This window comes from Thermalbibacter longus, assembly GCF_023806485.1.
Taxonomy (GTDB): domain Bacteria; phylum Chloroflexota; class Chloroflexia; order Thermomicrobiales; family Thermomicrobiaceae; genus Thermalbibacter; species Thermalbibacter longus.
In genome coordinates this window covers 313,146-334,152 of record NZ_JAMSLR010000004.1, presented here as the reverse complement: position 1 = coordinate 334,152, position 21,007 = coordinate 313,146, and the positions used below count along the sequence as shown (strand labels likewise).

General features: G+C 66.3%; 17 protein-coding genes and 1 riboswitch. Of the genes, 8 read left to right on the top strand and 9 right to left on the bottom strand.

What is annotated here, in order from left to right:
- The first annotated feature begins 50 nt into the window (after window positions 1–50).
- From fusA to metX, 3 genes are all read left to right on the top strand, one after another.
- Window positions 51–2,126, top strand: a complete 2,076-nt coding sequence (gene fusA, locus NET02_RS08245; RefSeq protein WP_284056914.1) for an elongation factor G — start codon at window positions 51–53, stop codon at window positions 2,124–2,126.
- Between the two features lie 108 nt (window positions 2,127–2,234).
- Window positions 2,235–2,657 carry a reverse transcriptase-like protein gene (locus NET02_RS08240; protein ID WP_284056913.1) on the top strand — a complete coding sequence of 141 codons (423 nt, stop codon included), beginning with the start codon at window positions 2,235–2,237 and terminating at the stop codon, window positions 2,655–2,657.
- 293 nt (window positions 2,658–2,950) lie between these two features.
- Window positions 2,951–3,053, top strand: a riboswitch (SAM riboswitch).
- 186 nt (window positions 3,054–3,239) lie between these two features.
- Window positions 3,240–4,355: a homoserine O-acetyltransferase MetX gene (gene metX, locus NET02_RS08235; protein WP_284056912.1), complete on the top strand. Its 1,116-nt coding sequence runs from the start codon at window positions 3,240–3,242 to the stop codon at window positions 4,353–4,355.
- A 26-nt stretch (window positions 4,356–4,381) separates the two neighbouring features.
- Here the strand turns inward: metX and NET02_RS08230 are convergent, their stop codons facing one another.
- Entirely contained in the window at window positions 4,382–5,383 is a 1,002-nt protein-coding gene (locus NET02_RS08230; protein WP_284056911.1) for a homoserine dehydrogenase, read from the bottom strand.
- A 309-nt stretch (window positions 5,384–5,692) separates the two neighbouring features.
- On the opposite strand from NET02_RS08230, the gene asd reads away from it, so the two are divergent.
- On the top strand, window positions 5,693–6,748 hold the full coding sequence (gene asd / locus NET02_RS08225) for an aspartate-semialdehyde dehydrogenase (RefSeq protein WP_284056910.1): 1,056 nt from the start codon (window positions 5,693–5,695) through the stop codon (window positions 6,746–6,748).
- 92 nt (window positions 6,749–6,840) lie between these two features.
- On the opposite strand, the gene NET02_RS08220 is transcribed toward asd, so the two are convergent.
- The 3 genes from NET02_RS08220 to NET02_RS08210 form a co-directional block, all read right to left on the bottom strand.
- Entirely contained in the window at window positions 6,841–8,724 is a 1,884-nt protein-coding gene (locus tag NET02_RS08220; protein WP_284056909.1) for a peptide ABC transporter substrate-binding protein, read from the bottom strand.
- A 466-nt stretch (window positions 8,725–9,190) separates the two neighbouring features.
- On the bottom strand, window positions 9,191–10,801 hold the full coding sequence (gene cimA, locus NET02_RS08215) for a citramalate synthase (protein ID WP_284056908.1): 1,611 nt from the start codon (window positions 10,799–10,801) through the stop codon (window positions 9,191–9,193).
- A gap of 512 nt (window positions 10,802–11,313) precedes the next feature.
- Complete coding sequence (locus NET02_RS08210; RefSeq protein WP_284056907.1) at window positions 11,314–12,924, bottom strand: thiamine pyrophosphate-binding protein; 1,611 nt, start codon at window positions 12,922–12,924, stop codon at window positions 11,314–11,316.
- 334 nt (window positions 12,925–13,258) lie between these two features.
- Between NET02_RS08210 and NET02_RS08205 the strand changes: the two genes are divergently transcribed.
- A complete protein-coding gene (locus NET02_RS08205; protein WP_284056906.1) occupies window positions 13,259–14,623 on the top strand; it encodes a polysaccharide deacetylase family protein in 1,365 nt (454 codons plus the stop codon).
- Window positions 14,624–14,695: 72 nt separating this feature from the next.
- On the opposite strand, the gene NET02_RS08200 is transcribed toward NET02_RS08205, so the two are convergent.
- Genes NET02_RS08200 through NET02_RS08190 form a run of 3 tightly spaced genes read right to left on the bottom strand, consistent with a single transcriptional unit; the run spans window position 14,696 to window position 17,936 of the window.
- On the bottom strand, window positions 14,696–16,417 hold the full coding sequence (locus NET02_RS08200; protein WP_284056905.1) for a CapA family protein: 1,722 nt from the start codon (window positions 16,415–16,417) through the stop codon (window positions 14,696–14,698).
- A gap of 23 nt (window positions 16,418–16,440) precedes the next feature.
- Window positions 16,441–17,088: an MBL fold metallo-hydrolase gene (locus tag NET02_RS08195; protein ID WP_284056904.1), complete on the bottom strand. Its 648-nt coding sequence runs from the start codon at window positions 17,086–17,088 to the stop codon at window positions 16,441–16,443.
- Between the two features lie 41 nt (window positions 17,089–17,129).
- Entirely contained in the window at window positions 17,130–17,936 is an 807-nt protein-coding gene (locus tag NET02_RS08190) for a creatininase family protein (protein WP_284056903.1), read from the bottom strand.
- Window positions 17,937–18,096: 160 nt separating this feature from the next.
- On the opposite strand from NET02_RS08190, the gene NET02_RS08185 reads away from it, so the two are divergent.
- A complete protein-coding gene (locus NET02_RS08185; protein ID WP_284056902.1) occupies window positions 18,097–18,426 on the top strand; it encodes a cyclic-di-AMP receptor in 330 nt (109 codons plus the stop codon).
- Between the two features lie 8 nt (window positions 18,427–18,434).
- Entirely contained in the window at window positions 18,435–18,698 is a 264-nt protein-coding gene (locus tag NET02_RS08180) for a hypothetical protein (RefSeq protein WP_284056901.1), read from the top strand.
- Window positions 18,699–18,705: 7 nt separating this feature from the next.
- Here the strand turns inward: NET02_RS08180 and NET02_RS08175 are convergent, their stop codons facing one another.
- Window positions 18,706–19,491, bottom strand: coding sequence for a class I SAM-dependent methyltransferase (locus NET02_RS08175; protein WP_284056900.1), 786 nt, complete (start codon window positions 19,489–19,491; stop codon window positions 18,706–18,708).
- Window positions 19,492–19,769: 278 nt separating this feature from the next.
- Window positions 19,770–20,042: a hypothetical protein gene (locus NET02_RS08170; RefSeq protein ID WP_284056899.1), complete on the bottom strand. Its 273-nt coding sequence runs from the start codon at window positions 20,040–20,042 to the stop codon at window positions 19,770–19,772.
- Window positions 20,043–20,352: 310 nt separating this feature from the next.
- Here NET02_RS08170 and mobA point away from each other — a divergent pair, with 310 nt between their 5' ends.
- Window positions 20,353–20,991 (top strand): molybdenum cofactor guanylyltransferase, encoded by a 639-nt coding sequence (gene mobA, locus NET02_RS08165; RefSeq protein WP_284056898.1) that lies wholly within the window; start codon window positions 20,353–20,355, stop codon window positions 20,989–20,991.
- Window positions 20,992–21,007 lie beyond the last annotated feature (16 nt).

Here is a 21,007-nt window from a genome sequence, read left to right as displayed (position 1 = left end):
AGCCGCCCAGGCGGGCGGCCGAGCCGGTATGGGCTAGGCGGGGGGTTGTCGTGAAGACCTATCCGGTTGATCGATTGCGCAACGTTGGCTTGTTCTCCCACGGCGGAGCCGGGAAGACATCGTTGACCGAGGCGATGCTGTTCGCAACCCGTGCCATCTCCCGGATGGGACGGGTCGAGGACGGCACGACTGTCTCCGACTGGGACCCCGATGAGCACCGCCGCGGCATCTCGATCTCGACCAGCGTGATCCCGATCGAGTGGCGCGAGCACAAGCTCAACATCCTCGACGCCCCCGGCTACTTCGACTTCCTCGGTGAAGTCAAGGCGGCACTGCGCGTGAGCGACGCGGCTCTAATCCTGATGGACGCGTCGGCCGGTGTCGAGGTCGGCACCGAGCAGATGTGGTCGTACGCCGCCGAGGCCGGGCTGCCCCGGGCACTGCTGGTCAACAAGCTGGATCGTGAGAACGCCAACTTCGCTGCCAGCCTGAGCCGGGCACAGGAGATCTTCGGCGCCTCCGTCGTGCCGGTACAGATGCCGATTGGCCAGGAGAAAGACTTCCGCGGGCTGGTCGATCTCGTCAGCGGGCAGGCCTACCTCTTCGGCAGTAATGGCGACCTCCAGCCGGCCGATGTCCCCGCCGAGCTGGCAGATGCGGTCGATACGTACCGTACCCAGCTCATCGAGCGCGTGTGTGAATGTGATGACGATCTGATGGTGCGGTACCTCGAGGGAGAGGCGATCGGCGTCGAGGAGTTGAGGGCCGGGATCCGCACGGCGTTCGGCCGCGGCGACCTCACGCCGGTGTTCGTCGCCGCAGCAACCAGCCTGAAGGGTGTACTGCCCTTGCTCGACGCCATCGTCGACTACTTCCCGGCCCCGCGGCCGGTAACGGCAGCCTCCCCCGGCGGGGAAGAGATCGAGCTGCGGCCCGACCCGAATGGCCCGCTGGCGGCTCTGATCTTCAAGACCATCGCCGACCCGTTCGTCGGCAAGCTGTCCTATTTCCGGGTCTACTCCGGGACGATGCGCTCTGACTCACAGGTACTCATCGCCCAGCGTGGCGAGACGGAACGGATCGGCCAGCTCTTCGTCGTGCGGGGCAAGGAGCAGATCCCGGTCGGCCAGCTCCCGGCAGGCGAGATCGGCGCAGTCGCCAAGCTGCAGCACGCGCACACCGGCGAGACGCTCTGCGAGCCGACGCGGCAGATCGTTCTACCGGGTATCCAGTTCCCGGCCCCTGCCTACACCGTCGCGGTCGCGCCCAAGACCAAGAGCGACCTGGACAAGATGGGAAGCGCGCTCCAGCGACTGCTCGATGAAGACCCGACACTCCACATCGGTCGCGAACCGCAGACCGGCGAGACGCTGATCTCGGGCCTGGGCGAGTCGCACGTCCAGATCGCGCTCGAGCGGATGTCCCGGAAGTTCGGCGTCAACGTCGAGTTCGGCCTGCCGCGCATCCCATACCGCGAAACCATCTCAGTGCCGGTGCGGCGGGTGGAGTACAAGCACAAGAAGCAGACCGGCGGCCATGGCCAGTACGGGCACGTCTTCCTCGACATCGAGCCGCTGCCGGACGCAGATTTCGAGTTCCACGAGACGATCGTCGGCGGAGTCGTGCCCAAGCAGTTCATCCCGGCGGTCGAGAAGGGCGTCCGGGAGGCGATGGAGGAAGGTGTGCTGGCCGGCTACCCAGTCGTCAACGTGAAGGTGACGCTGGTCGACGGCTCGTATCACTCCGTCGACTCTTCGGAGATGTCGTTCAAGATCGCGGCCGCCCAGGCGTTCAAGAAGGGGGCGCTCCAGGCCAAGCCGATCCTGCTCGAGCCGGTCATGCGGCTGCGCGTGACCGTGCCCGACCAGTTCACCGGTGATGTCATGAGTGATCTGAACGGCAAGCGGGCCCAGGTGCAGGGCATGACGCCGGGAGGCCAGGGCACGACCACGATCGAGGCCCTGGTGCCGGCAGCCGAGCTGCAGCGGTATGCCACCGATCTGCGCTCGCTGACGCAAGGCCGCGGGACGTTCACGGTCGAGTTCAGTCACTACCAGCCAGTACCGCAGCACCTCGCGGAGCAGGTCATCGCTGAGACCAAAGCGCGCCAGGCGGCCGCGAGCTGAGCGGCGCGACTCCTGCTTTCGTTTCACCGGGCGCGGGCACTCCGCGCCCGTTCGGTTGCTGCGCAGTCTGCGCAGGCGGCTGCGCGTCGAACGAAGGGTATCCCTGTGATGACGGAGAGATCGGATTCTCGAGCAGATCTGAGCCTGCTCGTGGATGGTGGCTCGCTCGGCAACCCCGGTCGTGGCTACGGGAGCTTTCGACTCGCCGATCGCGAGGGGCACGAGGAGATCGTGCGGCTGGAGTTCGGCGACCAGGTCACCAACAACCAGGCCGAATACCGTACGCTGATCGCAGCCCTAGAAGCCGCTCTAGCCCATGCGCTGGAGCACGGCTGGTCGCCAGAACGGCTTTCGCTCGCCATCGTCACCGATAGCCAGCTCATGGCCGAGCAGATGAGCGGGCGATGGAGGGTTCGCCAGCCTCACCTCAAGCCGCTGTACCAGCGGGCGCGCGCCCTGCTCCAGCGCTTCGGCCGGGTCGAGATCTCCTGGAGGCCACGCCGGGAGATCGTCGCCGTGCTCGGCCACTAGCCAAGAAGTGCGGGCGGGAATCCTTTCTTGCCAGTGCGAGTCGGCCGGTCCTTGCCCAGCCCCGAAACTGCCGCCCGGTCGTCGTTCTCTACTGCCCCGGCCGTGAGATGGTTCCCGAGATAGCTTCTGCCAGCGTTCGAACTGAGCGCGGGGCTTTGGTTCCGCGCTTGCTAGCGGCGATGGAACAGGACGCGATACAACGAGCAAGACTGTCGCTCCCATCGCCGTGAAAACCCTTGACACGAGCCGGAAAAGATGCTATCTTCGGCAGCAACAACGCAAGAGAACGCCGGCGCTCATCCAGAGTGGTGGAGGGAACGGCCCGAGGAAGCCCGGCAACCAGCGCGCATGCGCCAGGTGCCAATGCCGGCGGAGCGGAGCTCCGCACGATGAGCGCGGTAAGTGAGAAGCCCTCCACCTTGCGTGGAGGTTTTTTGATCCCTCCACACCGGACAACTGAGCGGCCTTCGAGAGCGGCGCGACGGTGCGCCGCTCGGGGGAGAGCGTTCACGCAAAGAATGGCTTTCCTAGGGAAAGACGCGCGGCCAGGGGAGGCCGCCACGGAGCCGGAGGGTCGAACGAATGACCGTAACCACCGCCCCCTGTACCGTTCAGATCGCCAGGATCGCCACGCCGGAGCACCCCTTCGTCACCGAGCACGGGGCAGTGCTCCCGGTGGTCGAGATCGCCTTTGAGACCTGGGGCACGCTGAGCCCGCGGCGTGACAATGTGGTGCTGATCGCTCACGCGCTCACCGGAAATAGCCACGTTACGCCGCACTTTCCCGGAGACACCCCGGGCTGGTGGGATCCTATGGTCGGCCCGGGTTGTCCCATCGATACCGACCGGTACTTCGTGATCTGCCCCAACATCCTCGGCAGTTGCTACGGCTCCACCGGCCCGCGCTCGATCGACCCGCAGACAGGTCACCGCTACAATCTCCGCTTCCCGTACATCACCGTACGCGACATCGTGGCCGCGCAGGCCCGCCTCCTCGACTACCTCGGCATCGAGCGGCTGCACGCCGTGCTCGGGGGCTCGCTCGGCGGCATGCAGGCGCTGGAGTGGGCGGCGATGTTCCCGCAGCGCGTGGAGCGCGTGATCCCGATCGCGGTCGGTGGCCGCTTCAGCGACCAGGGCATCGCCTACAACGAGGTGCAGCGGCGGGCGATCATGCTCGATCCAGCCTGGAAGAACGGCGAGTACGAGGACGGCGAGGGGCCGGCGACCGGCCTGGCCATTGCCCGGATGCTCGGCGTGATCACCTACCAGTCCGACGAGCTCATGACCGCCCGCTTCAACCGGCGCGAGGAGGCGCGCTACACGGCCTGGCCGGAATTCCTCTGCCGCTACGATGTCGAGGGCTACCTCCACTACCAGGGCGAGAAGCTGGTACGTCGCTTCGACGCCAACAGCTACCTCTACCTGACTCGGGCTATGGACTCTCACGATCTCGGTCGAGGCCGCGGTGGGTACGACGCCGGGCTCGCTCGGATTCGAGCCCGGTTGCTCGGTATCGGGATCAGCTCCGACATTCTGTTCTGGCCGGCCCAGGTGCGCGACCTGGTCGAGCGGCTGCGACGTCTCGGTAAGGACGCCGAGTACTGGGAGCTCGACTCGCCGAACGGGCACGACGCCTTCCTCAAGGATTTCGACCAGATCGGCCCGGTCATCCAGGAGTTCCTCGACCAGCCTTGACCTCGCTCATCCGGGGCGACCGCTGGCTATTCCGGTGCGATCTCAGGTGTGAGGACCGCCCCGAAGCGGACGGCGTCGACGATGTCGCTGACGATCGCGCTGGCAGTCGGTTGAGGCCCGGCCCCCTGGCCGTAGAGCACTACCGGCCCCACACGATCGCCGGTGATCTCCATCGCGTTGTAGTTGAGGCGCACATGCGCCAGCAGGTGATCGCCGGGCACGAACTCCGGCCCGACGCGCAGCCGCCACCCCTCAGCGTCCAGCTCCGCGCCCGCGATCAGCTTGATCGCTCCACCCCGCGCCCCCGCCTCGGCCACTTGCTCCGGTGTCACCCCTGTGATCCCGGTCCGGTCGACCCGTTCAGGCCGGATGTGCCTCCCGGCCGCCAGCGAGGCCAGAATGGCCAGCTTGTAGGCCGCGTCGTAACCCTCGACATCGGCTGTCGGATCGGGCTCAGCGTAGCCGAGCTGCTGGGCCTCCCGAAGAGCCTCGGCGTAGGTGGCTCCCCGCTCAGCCATCTGCGTCAGAATGTAGTTCGTGGTGCCGTTGACGATGCCGCGGATCCGGGTGATTCGGTTGACCGCCAGGATCTGGCGCAAGCTAGCCATCAACGGGATGCCGCCTCCGACACTAGCCTCGAACAGCAGCGCCCGGCCGGACGACCGCGCCGTGGCAACGAGGCCGGCGAAATGCTTGGATAGCGCCTCCTTGTTCGCGGTGACGACGTGTTTTCCCGACTCTAGGGCCAGTCGCATGTAGGTCGCGGCTGGCTCCTCGCCCCCCATCGCTTCGACCACAACGTCCACCCCGTCGTCGCCGATCACCTCCTCGATCTTCGTCGTCGCCACCTCCACAGGCAGCCCAGCCTGAACCACGCGCTCGGTCGAGCGGGCCATCGCCCGCCGCACCACCAGGCGGATGCCCGAGCGCGCTTCGATCACATCGCGCTGCTCAGCGATCGTCCTGGCCACGGCCCCGCCGACGGTACCGACTCCGAGCAGCGCGATTCCGACCTCCCGGTTCGTCATGCTTTCCCCCTCCCATGTCCCGATTCAGCCACTTGACGCCCCTCCGGTGCCCTGCTAGAGTGTCTGCGAGGCGCTGACAGCGTACGGGCTGGCGGCGCCGTAGGCAAGCAGGGAGAGCGGATAGGCCGTGTGGCATCCCGCGCAGCGCACCGGGTTCGAGATGACTACTACGCCCGCCGGCGTACGGGCGGGCGGCGCCACCTGATGCGCTGAGTCCCGATAGGCAGTACGCCGGCAGAGGTGAGCGCCTCTGCCGGTTTTGTTTTGGCCAGCGGCCGGTCGCCGCGGCCGGGAAGGAGGACAAAACCCGTGAGCGATCGGATCGACGTCGCGATTCTCGGCGCGACAGGCAGCGTGGGGCAACGGTTCGTGCAGCTCCTCGCCGGGCATCCCTGGTTCAGGATAGCCGAGCTGGTCGGCAGCGAGCGCTCGGCTGGCAAGCCGTACTGGGAAGCGTGCGACTGGCGAGTCAGTAGCGCCCCGCCGGACGAGGTGCGTGGACTCAAGGTCAAGCACTACGAGGAGCCGCTGCACAGCACCGTCGTCTTCTCGGCCCTCCCCGGCGGGCTGGCCGGCCCGATCGAGGAGGGCCTGGCGGCCGAAGGCAAACGCGTGTTCACCAACGCTCGCGATCACCGGATGGACCCCGATGTGCCCCTCATGATCCCCGAAGTGAACCCAGACCACGCGGCCGCCATCGAGCGCCAGCGCCGCGAGCGCGGCTGGCGGGACGGCTTTATCGTCGCCAACCCCAACTGCTCGACCATCCACCTGGTGCTGGCACTCAAGCCGATCCAGGATGCGTTCGGCATCGAGCAGGGAATCGTCACCACGCTGCAGGCCGCCTCAGGAGCCGGCTACCCTGGTGTGCCCTCGCTCGACCTGATCGACAACGTGATCCCCTACATCGGCGGTGAGGAAGAGAAGATCGAGAGCGAGTCGCGCAAGATTCTCGGACGCTGGGAAGACGGCCGCTTCCTGGATGCGCCCATTACGCTGAGCGCGCACTGCAATCGGGTACCGGTACGCGATGGGCATACCGAGACGGTCAGCCTCAAGCTGGCGCAGCCAGCCTCACCGGACGAGGTCGCCCGGGTGCTAGCCGAGTTCCGCGCTCGGCCGCAAGAGCTCGGCCTGCCGACGGCGCCGGCGCGACCTGTCGTGGTGCTTGATCAGCTAGACCGGCCACAGCCCGTGCTCGACCGCGACGTCGAGCGAGGCATGGCATCGGTCGTTGGCCGGGTGCGCCCCTGCCCCGTCTTCGATGTCCGCTTCGTCGTGCTGGGTCACAACACCATCCGCGGCGCGGCTGGCGCGTCGGTGCTGAATGCGGAGCTGCTCCTCCGCGAGGGCTGGCTCGACTGAAGTCGGACCGAATGCGCCCGGCAGGGGCCCGAAGCCCGAGCCCCTGCCGGGCCTCCCGCGGCTCGGATAACTCGCAACGATTCCCGGACTCGCTATCCCTCCCGTCTCCAGTTCTTGACGTCCCAGAGGTCGGACGCGTACGGCGTCGGGTTGATTCCGGTCAATTTATTCGACACGACCGCGACGCTGTTCCGGGCGATGATGCCTATCTCCGCGACGTCGTTGACCACGAGCCGCTGCATGTCGAGAAAGAGCGGCGTGTACTTGTCCGGGTCGATCTCCTGCTCGACCTGGGTATAGAGCCGGTTGAACTCCTCGTTCTGGTAACGGATCACGTTGGGGGTATGCCAGTCGTTGGATCGCTGGGCGATATCGGTCTCAGGATTGCGGGAGAGATAGCGCTTGTACCAGATGATCGGGAAGAGACCGGAGCTGTTCGTCCACATACCGAGGTCGTACTCGCCGCGGTTGAGGGTGTCCGGGTTACCGGGGTCACCGGAGAAGAATACCGCGGCATCGACCGCCTTGATCTGGATGTTGATCCCGATCTGGGCCAGCGCCGCCTTGACGATCTCCTGGGTCTTCTGCCGCACCGCGTTGATCGAGGTCATCCACAGCCAGTCCATCCGGCGGCCGTTGAGAACCCGAATGCCATCTGGGCCAGGTGCGGCTCCGACCTCGTCGAGGAGCTGAGCGGCCTTCTCCAGGTTGAACTCCCAGGTGAGATCCTGCGGCATGAACTGCTTGTTCTCGTTGAGCGTCAGCGCGGTAGCGCTCCCGCCGGGGCCGTAGAGCTGCTCGGCGATCACGTCCCGCTGGATCGCGAGGGCCAGCGCCTGGCGTACCTTCAGTTCCTTGAAGTGCGGGTGTGGCACGGTATAGTGCGCCTTCTCGCCGTTCACCTCAGTCTGAGGATCGGCATGCATGATCTCGATTCGCTCCGTGCCACCACCGAAGGTCGACTGGATCTTTCCGAGACCAGCGGCCTCCATCTGCTTGAGGATCGTCGGCTCGACCTGGATGTTCCAGGCATAGTCCATCTCACCGGTCTGGAGCACAGCTCGCGCCGCGCTGGCCGCGTCCCCACCGCCCTTGAGGGTGATGGTGTCGAAGAACGGCTTGCCTGGTTCCCAGTAGTCCTGGTTGATCTCGTAGACCACGACGTCACCCGGCGTGAACGACTTCACCTTGTAGGGCCCGGTGCCGATCGGCTGGAGGTTGAACGGCGCGTCCTTCGCCTTCGCCCCGACATAGTCCTTCAGGGCGTGCTCCGGCACGATCATCCCATCAGGCCCAGTGAAGATCTCGAACCACGCCGCCCACGGCTGCTTAAAGTTGACCTTCACGGTGTACTCGTCTACCACCTCGACCGACTGGACTGGGTCGTATGTGCCGAAGGTCGTAGCTGCGGTCTCAGGGTTCGAGAGGTAGTCGAATGTGAACTTGACATCCCGGGCAGTAAATGGCGTGCCATCGTGCCACTTCACACTCTGCCGAAGCTTCCAGGTCACGCTCAGACCGTCCGGTGAGACCATTCCGTTCTCGAGGCTGGGCAGTGGCTCGTCGGCGAGGATCGGGATCAGGTTCCCATTGATGTCCAGATCGGCCAGCGGCTCGAGGACGACGCGCGAGGCATCGAAATCCTTCGTCCCGCTCGAGAGGTGAGCATTCAGGATGGTCGGTGCCTGCCACCAGAGTAGTCGCAGCTCGCCGCCGCCGCCGCGCTGCGCCGCAGGCTGCTCAGTCGGAGCCGCCTGTGGCGTCTGAGCGGCTGCCGGCGTCTGGGCAGCCACGGGCGTCTGCCCAGCCGGTTCCTGGGTCGGTGCAGCTTCCTCGCGGGCGCAAGCCGCCAGCAAGGTGGCGAGCATCGAGGCACTCAGTCCCACCGCGGCTCCCCGCTTCAACACATCGCGCCGGGTCAGCCGCCCCTCACTCGCTGCCTCCAGAAGCTCGTCGAACGCTGATCGGTCCCGCATCACTTCTCCTCCTGCTTCCTAGAGCATCCAACGCTAGACCGGCGCAACGACCTAGCGGTCCCGAGGAGGACCTCGAGCCGGCCGCTCGCAGAGAACAGGACGCAGGGCTCGAACCCGAATGCTCATCGGTGCGCCGGTACGGCGGAATCGCCGTCCAGCGCGCAGGTCGCGCTCGCTCACCGGTTTTGCGAACCCGATCTTTCGAGAAGAAGTGGTTGATGATATCACCGCGCAGTATACACGGTTGGGTTGGAGAGGTAAATATTCGAGAGGTGACAATGTTCAGATGAAGGCGGCACGGGGCTCGAGCACGCCGATGCTGTCCCAGCATCGGGGCGCGCAGCCTGTAAAGCTCGACAACCTCAGCCCGCTACCCGTTAGGTGGGGACGATCAGAAGATTGAGATGCCTTCGGCGACAGCGAGGATACGCCCGGGGAAAGGCGCCACCGCTTCGAGGACGCTGTCTCAGCCGGGGAAGGCTCGCATCACTGTCTCGGTGACCGGTACCACTAGCGGGTAGGTCAGGCTGTCGGCGAGCGCCATCCAGGAGGCCTCGATGATATTCGTCGAGCAGCCGACCGTGCTCCAGCTCCGCTGGTGGTCACCCGAGCGGATCCACACTCGAACCTTGGCACCGGTGCCGTGGTGGTCGTCGAGCACGCGCACCTTGTAGTCCTCCAATCGCACCTCGCTGATCTGGGGGTAGAAGCCTTGGAGCGCCTTTCGGGTCGCCTGGTCGAGCGCGTTCACCGGCCCGTTCCCCTCAGCAGCGGTGTGGAACACCTGGTCGCCGATACGTAGCTTGACAGTCGCTTCAGCCAGCATCCCACGCCCGCCGCGGTACTCGGTTAGCACGGTGTAGTCCAGCACTTCGAACGGCGCCTGGTAGCCGGGCAGTGCCCGGCGGATGAGCAGCTCGAGCGAAGCATCCGCATCCTCGAACCAGAAGCCCAGGAACTCGAGCTCTTTGATCTGCTCGACCAGTCGCCGCACGATGTCGGGCTGCCCGCCGAGGTCGATCCCGAACGACTTCGCCTTCACGACCACGTTGCTCCGGCCGCTCAGCTCCGACACCAGGATGTGGCGCGTGTTCCCCACCACCTCGGGCGGGATGTGCTCGTACGCGGCGGGCGTCTTCGCCACCGCGTGCACGTGCAACCCGGCCTTATGGGTAAATGCCTGAGCACCGACGAACGGGAGCTTCGGATCATGCGCCAGATTCGCCACTTCCGCCACGTAGCGCGAGACCTCGGTAAGCCGTGCCAGATGCCCCGGCGGCAGGCAGCGGTAGCCCAGCTTGTACTCCAATACCGGGATCAGCGAGCACAGGTTGGCATTGCCGACCCGCTCCCCCAGCCCGTTGATCGTCCCCTGCACCTGGATCGCCCCGGCCTCGACTGCCGCGATGGAGTTCGCCACCGCCAGCTCGCAGTCATTGTGGGTATGGATACCGACCGCGCAGGGCACGGCTCGTACAACCCGGCGCACGGCCTCGGCTAGCGGGCCAGTGAGCGTGCCGCCGTTGGTGTCGCAGAGCACGACCGCATCAGCCCCGGCCTCGCAGGCGGCCCGCAGTACTGCCACGGCATACTCCGGATCCTCGGAGTAGCCATCGAAGAAATGTTCTGCATCGAAGAAGACCTCCCTGCCAGCCTGCTTCAAGTGGGCGACCGAGTCGGCCACCATACGCAGGTTCTCATCGAGGGTGGTATTCAGCACGTGTTGCACCTGGAAGGGGGAAGCCTTGCCGACGATCGTGACGGTCGGGGTTCCAGCTTCGACGAGCAGCCGGAGGTTGGGATCCTCGTCGGCGCGCACCCCGGCCCGGCGAGTGCTGCCGAAGGCCGCGATGCGAGCGTGCTGCCAGGTCTCGCGCGCGGCCCGTTCGAAGAATGCAATGTCCTTCGGATTGGAACCTGGCCAACCACCCTCGATGTAGGCGACGCCCAGCCGGTCGAGCGCGCGAGCGATCTTCAGCTTGTCCTCGGTCGTCAGCGAGACACCCGACCCCTGGCATCCGTCGCGCAGGGTCGTGTCGTAGATCGCAACCCTCCGGCGCCCATCTGTCCCGTCCACCGCCTGCCTCCCATCCATCGAGCGCACCAAACGCTGGCGGCCTCCCCGCTCTGGGGAGGCCGCTCCAACCGCATTCATGTCCTGGTCGTACGGTCAACCTATTCTGGGCGAGCCCCTCCCCAGCGCCGAAAGCCCCGCCACGCGGGGCCGAATAATCCCGATAATGATCGCTGCGCCCCGGCTCACACGGCCCAGGCGCGGATGCTCATAAGACTGGGGATACTCGCTGCCCACGGTCACCCTACCCCCGTTCCGACCGCTGCTGGTAGGCTACTACACGGGCGTTTCACGCGTCAAGCGCAACTCCGCGGCAACGGGCCGAACGCAAACTGCCAGGCCTTGCGGCCATACCTGCGATCTCGACCACCCCGTCGAAACGAGTGCGCCGCGGCACTGGTCATCCGCACGGCGAGCGTGCTACCCATCGGGGACAGCAGCAGCCACTCGTAACGACGCCGGCGCGAGCACTCGATCTCCTTGCCCTTCACCCGGCATGCGAGGCATTCCTCACGCTAGACAGGGAAGCAGACCGGAACGTCGATAAGCGTCGGCAGGTCGCGCGTGAACGCCTCCTCGATCGCTCCAGAGAGCTCCTCCGGCGAGTTCGCTCGTACCGCCGGGATCCGGTAGGATGCGGCCAGCTCGATGAAGTCCGGGTTCACCAAATCCACCGCAATGAAGCGACAGTCGTACTCTCGCGCCTGCGCCTCCTTGACCGCCGTGTAGGTCGAGTCGTCGAACACGACGATCGGTATGCCCAGCCGGAACTGGACGGCCGTAGCGAGCTCCTGCATCGTGTACTGGAAGCCACCGTCGCCGACAACCGCCACCACGGCGGCCTCCGGCCGAGCGATCTTGGCCCCGATCGCCGCCGGCAGCGCGAAGCCCAGCGTCCCGTAGCCGGTGGGGAAGAGATAGGTGCGTGGTTGATACACCGGATAGTGCCGGTTGCCAACGTAGCACATCATGGTCATGTCGTTGACCAGGATCCCGTCACGCGGGATGGCCGCGCGCAGGGCCTGCACGTAGGCCGCGTGCTCATGCCCCCAGGCCCCAGCGAGCGCCTGCCGCTTGACGTCCTCGACTTCGGCGACCGGCCAGGATTCCTTCCGGATCCCGCGCGACCGCAGCGCCTCCAGCAAGGCTCTGGCCGTCTCGCGCGCGTCGGCGACGATCGCCAGCGCCGGCAGATAGCTGCGCAGGATCTCCTCGGGATCGATATCGACGCGAACGATCGTGTCCGGCAGCGGGAGCTGCCTGTCCCCGGTATCCTGGGCGCCAAGCTTTGAGCCGAACACCAGCGCCAGGTCAGCCTGCCGCAGCAAACGATCCACCGCGTTGCCCGGCTCCCAGAGCGTGCCGAGGCAGAGCGGATGATCCTCCGGCACGGCCCCTTTGCCCTGGATACTGGTGATGACCGGGGCTCCGAGTTGCTCAGCCAGCGCGACCAGCTCAGCGCTCGCCTCGCTGGCCACGGCGCCTCCGCCGCAGTACAGCACCACCCGGCTCGCCCGCTCGATCGCTGCAACTGCGAGCCGTACAGCGGCCGCTGGCGGGGCCGGCCGCTCCGGCCGGACTGGGCCGATCGAATCGAGATCGACCTCGCCGAAGCCACCCAGCACATCGAGGGGTACCTCGACGTAGACCGGCCGCGGGCGACCATGCCGCATCTGGCAGAATGCCTCCGCCAGCAGGCTCGGCACCTCCTCGACCCGACGGGCCTGGCCAGACCACTTGGTCACGGCCCGCATGACGCCGAGTTGATCCTTCAGATCGTGCAGGTAGCCGAGCATCCGCCCCTGCCACGGCTGTGCGACGTTCGAAGCCACCACTAGCACCGGTGAGGAGTCAGCATACGCCTCGCCGATCGGCGTAGCGATATTCGTCACGCCCGGGCCAGTGATGACGATCGCGACTCCCGGGTGGCCAGAGGCGCGCGCGTAGCCGTCGGCCATGAACCCGACGCCCTGCTCGTGCCGTGCCAGCACGTGGCGGATGGACGAGTCGTAGAGCGCGTCGTAGATTTCCAGCGTGTGCACCCCGGGAATACCGAAGACGACCTCGACACCGAGGCGCTCCAGCGCCTCGACGACCGCCTGCCCACCCTTGATCCGCTTCGACACGCTCGCATCCTCCTCGCTCACAGCCCTTGGCCCGGCCGAGACCCCGCGCATTATACCCACGAGCCACCTTTGCAGCGCACACGTCGCGATAGCTCCTGTCTCCCTCGATGGCTCGGACTCGAGTCAGCGCACCAGCGAGGCGCGGAGACTCCTTGGCGAAGCCAATGGCGTGTTTGAACGTTACGTTTCGTAGAGGCGGTCGTTTTCCGTCTCCCAGACGGACTGTCGCTCAACGGCGGCTCTTTCGCACGGAGCGCGGGCCTCACCGATTTCGTGGCCTGTGCCTATTTCTTGCCGAGCCGTTGATCACGGGATTTGAGAAGGGATTGCAACCGTGCGCGAGAGCCGATCGCTCGGACAGTGGTTCTTCCGGCTGGTATCCACCGTCCTGCTGGTGCTGGCAGCATCGCTTAGCCTCTCTCCTCGGGCGAGTGCCTCGGCCGCCCCCTCGATCGTCTACTTCCCGCAGACCGGCCACCACGTCAGCGAGCCCTTCCTGAGTTTCTGGCTTCAGCACGGCGGTATCAGGATCTTCGGATATCCAGTTAGCGAGCCGGTGGTCGATGCCGCCAGCGGGCTGACGGTGCAATATTTCGAGCGCGCTCGCTTCGAGCACCACCCGGGCTGCGGCCCGTCGTGCGGAGTTCTGCTGACGCGAGTCGGCGCCGTGCTGACCCAAGGCCGGACTGAGCCGGCGTTTGCGCCACTTGTCCTCGACCCCTCCGCTAACTCGGCTCCTGACCGCCGCTACTTCCCGGAGACTGGCCACACGCTGGCTTACGGGTTCAAGCGCTTCTGGGAGCAGCATGGCGGGCTCGCCGTCTTCGGATTTCCGATCTCCGAGGAGTTCACCGAGGTCGATGCCACTGGCCAGGCCTTCACCGTTCAGTATTTCGAGCGTGCTCGCTTCGAATGGCACCCTGAGCTCGCGGGAACGCCGTACGAAGTCCAGCTCGGGCTCCTCGGCGCATCCCTCGCGCTTCGCGAGGGTATCGCCACTGACCCGGTCGGTCGCCAGGAGGGCGTAGCCGAGTACTCTCCCGAACTCTTCAAGCGCGGTTTCCGTATGCCGATCCTGATGTACCACCAGGTGGGCGAACCAGCCGGTCGTTACCGCATCCCGCTCTGGAAGTTCGAGCAGCAGTTAGACTGGCTCCTGGCTCACGGCTACACCACGATTACGATGTCTCAGATGTTCGACGCGCTGTTGCGTGGAGGCCCCTTGCCGGAACGGCCAGTTGCCATCACCTTCGATGACGGAAGCCCAGGACAGTGGCAGGCGGCAATGGCACTCAACGCTCGCGGGATGGTGGCCACGTTCTTCGTAGTACCAGGCCGTAGCGGGCTCAGTGACGAGCAGATCCGCGCGCTCGCGGAGCAGGGTCACGAGATCGGCTCGCACTCGTTGCACCACCCCAACCTCAGACTCGTTCCCGACGGGCAGCTCTGGGCTGAGGTGTCGCTCAGCAAGGCTCGACTCGAGGAGATCACCGGGCGGCCGATCCGCTACTTCGCCTATCCCGGGGGCGAGTACGACGCGCGGGTCATCGCGGCTGTGCAGGCTGCAGGATACGACGGGGCGCTCGCCGCCTGGGGCGGAACCAGATGCTCACCGGAGCGTCGCTGGGCAGAGCCGCGCGTCGAGGTCTCCGGGCTCATCAGCCTGGAGCAGTTTGGCTGGTACGTCGAGCAGTTCTAAGTGACGCCACCTGTCTGGGGCACGAGCCAGCGCCGGCCCCGCTTCGGTTCCCGGCGAATGCAGGCATTGATCCTACCCGCCGGACGAGGCGAGAAGCTCCAGCGACGACGATCGGATGCGCCCCATCATGACGACGCGCTCTTGGTCATTGGCCGGGCGCGGCCGGTGGTAGTCCTCGATCAGCACCGGTTGGAACGAGAACGCGCGCAGGCGGGGGCCCTCGAACCGCAACCGCAGAATCACCCCTTGCTTCGTCTCTTGCGACCACTCCTGATCGAAGACGAAGTTGCCGAGCGAGTAGAAGATGGGCCTGCCGCGGTAGAACTCGAACCCTTGCAGCCAGTGCGGGTGCGAGCCGAGCACCAGCGTCGCGCCGGCATCGATCACCGCCCGCGCGATCTGGCGTTGCTCGTCCGTCGGGAGCAACGTGTACTCGATGCCCCAGTGAAAGAACGGGATCACGACGTCCGCGAGGCTAGAAGCCGCGCTCACGTCTTCCGTGACCAGCTCAGGATCGAGTGGGGCCGTCCCCGGCCAGTCCACGCCGGCCCCGTACCAGGCCGCACTGATGCCGTCGTACCCGAGAAGGGCAATCGTCGTGCCGGCAACTTGCAGAAGCGCAGGCTGCCTAGCCTCCGCGAGCGTCTCGCCGATCCCGCAGTGCGCGATCCCTCGGCCTTCTAAGGTCTTGAGCGTGTCGCGCATGCCCTGTGCGCCGAAGTCCATGCTGTGGTTGTTCGCGAGTGACACCGCGTCGATCCCGGCCAGTAGCAGCCCCTCGACAGCCTGCGGATAGGTCATGAACCGCATCGTATAAGGATCGTCCGGCGGCGCAAACGAGCCAGTCAGCGCACATTCGAGGTCAGCAATCGTCAGATCGGCCTCGGCGAGCAGCGGCGCGACGGCCCTGAACGGCGCGGCCCAGTCGCCACTCTGCTCCATGATGCGGTGCACGGTTCTGCCGAGGATGATGTCGCCAGCTACGGCTATCGTAAAAGGCGGCTCCCGCACCGGCTGCGGTAACTGGCCGATCACCCGCTGGAGGACACCCTGTAGAGCGTCGCTCGCCTCGACCACTAGACGATCTGCCAAGCCGACCTTTTCGAGCTCCTCCGGCGGCAGAGCGAGTGGATCGTTCCCGTCGACCTCTAGCACGCGCATCTGAGGTGCGAGTCCCGTTGGCTCGACCACTGCCAGCGCCCCAGGCCTCACCAGGAGGAACTGGGCGCAGGACTGTGGATCGCTCGCTTCGTGGACAGCGCCGGCAAGCTGCAGGCCGCCGGTTCGGAGGCTTACCGGTTCCACCGGGAGCGGCTCCGGCGAACCCAGCGCCTGCCAGTCCGAGATCGTCCCGCCCAGCAGCCCACTGAGCGCATGGCCCGAGATAGCGCTCACCAGGTTCCAGTGAGACGTAACCGGCACCAAGGGGCGTTCAGCTAGGGTCAGCGGGCTGGTTGAGCCGGGCGCTCGCCGAACCCGCACGCTCGCCTCTTCCGGCGCATCGACGCGCACTAGCTGCCACCCAGGAGGAAGCGCAGCAGAGAGTAACGCTTCGAAGCTCGCTGCCCGAGGAGCAAACGCCGCCGGAAGTTCCGGCTCGATCCAGATGCCCAGCTCCCGAGACGCACCTACCGTGCCGCGCTTTAGCTGGGCAGAGCGGCGGCGAACAACCGCTGGCGTCGGCGTCGTGCTAGGGCTGGGCACTGGGGAAGGCGGCTCGCGGACGCGGCAGGCCACGAGAAGCGCGCTACCCAGCGAGGCCAGCAAGCGGCGCCGGCTCAACAGGTGAGCCATCGCCCAGCCTCGCCGTTCGGCGCCTAGCGGCTTATCGGGGTCAGGATGCGCACTTCGACCCCCTCCGGGACGAGCCGCGCGAGCCGGTGGGCATCCTCAACCGAGCCGACGATGCTCCCGTAGTGCATCGGGATCACGACCCGCGGGCGAATCTGCCGCACGGCCTCTGCTGCCTCTTCGGCTGTCATGACATACGTGCCGCTGACCGGCAGGAAAGCGTAGTCGACCGGCCCGATTTCAGCCATCTCCGGGATGACGTCGGTGTCGCCGGCGAAGTAGAAACGCAGGCCGCCGATCTCGAACACGAATCCGACGTGCTGGCCCTCCCGCGGATGGAACGGTACTCCGGGGCTGCGGAACTTGTTGACGTTGTACGCCGGCACGGCCCGCACGGTGAGCCCGCCGTGCCGCGCACTCTGCCCGGGGGCCAAGGTCGTGACCGGTGGGGCGAGCTTCTTTGCCGCCGGCGGGCTCGCGAACACGACTGTGTCGGCATTCCGGATCTGAGCGATGTCCTCGCCGGACAGGTGATCGCCGTGGTCGTGGCTTATCATCAGCACGTCGGCCGGCGGCTGGCCTGGTGGCAGATGGTACGGATCGAGGTAGATGCGCAACCCATCTACTTCGATGCGGAACGCTGACTGGGCATACCAGACGATTTCAGGCTCCACGACCCACCTCCTCGCTCTCTGCTCGGACGCGAGCTCGCCCGTCAGGAAGGTCGACCGCGCGGGTCGCGCTCGGCTGGCGGCGTGACGCCCCCGCGGGACGCCAGGGCCTCGAGCACCGCCTCGCGCACCATCGCCGCGAGGGCAGCCAAGAGCCGCTCTCCCTCCTCAGCGCTCGACCGGGCCGGGTCGCCGAAGTAGCCCAGAGGACTGCCGGCCTCCGCAAACGTCCGCGCTCCCGCTCGAAGCTGGGCTGGCAGGTCGATCCAGAGCGGCGGCAAGTCCTCGAGCGCGACCACGCGCACTGCCTCGGGACTGATCGCCATTAGCAGCGACGTCTCGTAGCTGCCAGCGTGGCGAGCCCCTCGCTGGAACTCTTCTGAGAGCCGGACAGCCCATCGCTGCTCGCGCTTGTCTGGGAAGGCGATCGGTACCCCAGTCGCCGACTGCGCCGCGTCGGCGGCCGCGCGCACAGCCGAGACGTGAGCCGGCTCCAGGTGAGCGTTGCAGATGCCGAGCGCGCGGTAGCCCTGCTCGCACAGGTGCAGGAGCACACTGCGCAGGTACAGTTCGAGGGCATCCGGATCGGCTGGGCTGGTACCAGGAAAGCACGTGCCCACGAAGCTAACCCCGTAGACGATCGGCGGGAGGACGAGCACGGGAAGGCCATCGCGTTCCAGCAACTGTGCGGCGCGGAGCGCCATCGCGCCGGCGATCCGAACGTCTGTATCGAGCGGGAGATGCGGCCCGTGTGCCTCGATCGCCCCCACTGGCAGCAAGCCAACCGGCCGTTGCCCGAGCAGGCCGGCCGCCTCCTGCCACGTCAACTCGGCCAGCGAGAGCGGTGCCACGATACCCTCCGGCGCAGTCCTCTCTTGGTCACTCTAGCGAAGCGAGCGCCACTGTCAAGCGTCCTCTCGGTTCACCCTCTGGCGTGAGCCCTGAGCAGGCTGCTATAGTCCCTGGCGTGCGCTCCGGCGTGACCGCACAGAGCCGGTAGAGAGAGGATTCATGAAGCTCCTCATCGCCATCGTCCAGGACTATGACGCCAACCAGCTCCTGACCGCGCTCAGCGACGCGGGCTTCCGGGCGACCAGGATCTCGAGCTCCGGCGGGTTCCTGCGCATGGGCAATACCACCCTGCTCATCGGCGTGGACGACCCATCGGTGCACCAGGTGCTCCGCATCATCGAGGAGAACTGCCGCCAGCGAACGGAAGTCGTGCCACCGGAGATCGTCGGCGACCTGCACGAATGGTATCCCCCGAACCTGATCGAGGTCGTCGTCGGCGGCGCCACCGTGTTCATGCTCCCAGTCGAGCGGTTCGATCGGTTCCAGTGACGATATCGATGGCCAAGTCGATTTCCCGTTTTGGCACACGGTTGCTCCGGCACTACCTGGCAGCTAGCGTGCTCGCCTTCGAGCTGCTCTGGGGACCGGCCCCGCCCCAGCCGAGATGGCTCTACCACCGTCACCTGGAACTGTGGATGAGCGATCCACGGCTGGACGAGAACGGCTGGCACGCGGGTGAGCTCATCCTCACCCCTGGACAGCGGCTCGTCCTCACCTTGCCTGTCGATGCCCCGCAGCCTGTACAGCTCTGGACGAACTGAGCCCCATCTACTCCTTCCGGGCCTCGATCACGCAGTGGAGCGGGATCTCCGCAATCCAGGAACCCTGCGGGGAAGCGGCGAGGAACTCCTCGGTGGGAGCGGGCTCCTCGAAGGCGGTCACGACTAGGCCTGCCACGCGCAGCGTGCGCACGTACCACGAGAGCGGCCGGTGGTAGGCGGGCGTGTAGGCCAACCGGCCACCGTCGAGCTGCCAAGGGACCGGCGCGACGAACTGCTCGCGGTAGCGGCTCACCTTGCGCCAGATCGTGCTGGTGAAATCGAATCGCTCGATCACCCAGCCAGAGGCGCCACCCGGCAGGTCGAAGCAAGGATGCAAGATACTGAACACCAGTCGCCCACCGGGGCGCAGCACCCGGGCTGCTTCCCGGATCGCCCCGGCAGCATCCGCTATGTCCATGAGAGCCATGTTGGAGACGACGACATCCAACGAGGCATCGCCGAGTATGGAGAGATCAGCCGCATCGGCAATGTGGTAGGTGATGCCGAGCGGCTCGCGAACCTCCCGCTGGCGGGCGCGTTCAATCATCGGGGCCGACGCATCCACGCCGGTCACTCGCGCTCCTTCGCGGGCGAAGCGCCGGCAGAGGTATCCGTTGCCGCAGCCCAAATCGAGCAGTTCCAGCCCGGCTACCTGGCCGAGCACCTGGAGCAGACCTGGGTCGATCAGCGTGCGGTGCCAGAGATCGCCCTCCTCCCCCATCTTCTCGTCGTACCAAGCCGCGAGCTCCTCCCACGCGCGCACCACCTCATTCGACCGGTCACCTTCGCTCATCGCACACTCCCCTGCGCTCGGATACGACGTCGCTCGTCGCAGGTCGGCGGGCAGATGCCCATCGATCCCTCGCCGACCGGCTACCGCGACTGCTTGAGGGACGGAAAGCCGTTGCCGGCAACCGGACAGCATACCTGCTGCCAGCGCTCGGCAGCACGACCTGCCCGGCTACCAGGAGCCGGGCAGGAGACCAGGTTTCCAGCAATCGACAGCTCACCCAGTGCCGGCAGCGATGCGATCCAGATCGCTGACCGGCGAGCGGGCAGGAGGGATCGGAGTCAGCTATACAGCGGCTGCGTGCCGCTGGCCGGCACGTCGTCAGGGATCATCGGCGCCAGGATGCGCTCTAGGGCCATGATATGGCTGCAGGTGCCCAGGCCGAGCGCGGTGAAGGAGTGGCAGGTGCAAGTCCATTGCTTGTCCTGGAAACGAACGTCGTAGGTATCATGCTCGCCGCGGAAGCGAACGTGGAGCGACTGGAGCTGGGCCCGGTGCGGCTCGGCCGCGTAGCGCCGGGCCTTCTCGATCTTGCCGATCAGCGCCGAATTCATCGGAGCCTCTCCTTTCACGAGTCAATTCGGATCTCCTGTCACCAGATGACGCCCTTTGCACGCAGACCTTCCAAAACGAATGAGCACCAGGCATCGCGCGGCCTGGTGCTCACTCACCCGCTCGCTCCCTCTTGTGGACGGCCGTTCATGGCCGGCGTCCTCTCGCTCACACCCGGGAGATGTCACCGCCAGTATACCTCAGGGCCCGCTCGTCAACAATGAGCAGGCCTCTACACCGCTTCCAGTACCGAACGGAGTGCCGGTACAATGGAGCGACAGGGCGCGGGAAGTGCGGTCGACGGAGCACGCCTTGAGACTCAGTATCGCTGTCCTCGCCGGTGGCCAGAGTCGCCGGATGGGTCGCGACAAAGCGTTGCTCGACTTCCTCGGTGAGCCGCTGCTCCAACGCGTGCTCGAGCGGGTGCGTCCGCTCACCGACGACCTCTTTATCGTCGCGACCGGCCGGCCGGAGTACGAACGGTTCGGCGTGCGAGTCGTTGCGGATCGCTTCCCGGGCGCCGGCGCCCTCGGGGGTATCTACACCGCCATCGCCGAGGCAGCCTTCGAGCGCTGCCTGGTACTGGCCTGCGACCTGCCGTTCGTGAACCCGGGATTGCTCCGGTTCATGCGCGAGCAACCCTTCGACTACGATGTGCTGATCCCGGCACTGGCCGCGGAGCGTAGCGAACAAGGGGGCCAGGAGACGCTCGAGACCCTGCACGCGATTTACGCCCGCTCCTGCCTGCCTGCGATCGAGCGGCGACTACGAGCGAGCCAGTTGAAGGTCATCGGGTTCTTCCCTGATGTCCGGGTTCGCCGGATACCGGAGGAGGTGATCCGGCAGCACGACCCCGAGCTGCTCTCCTTCTTCAATGCCAACACACCCGAATCGTTCGCCTGGGCGCTCGAACGTGCCCGGAGTGAAATGCAGCAGAATCTAGAGGACTGAAGGCGACAAGAGGCCA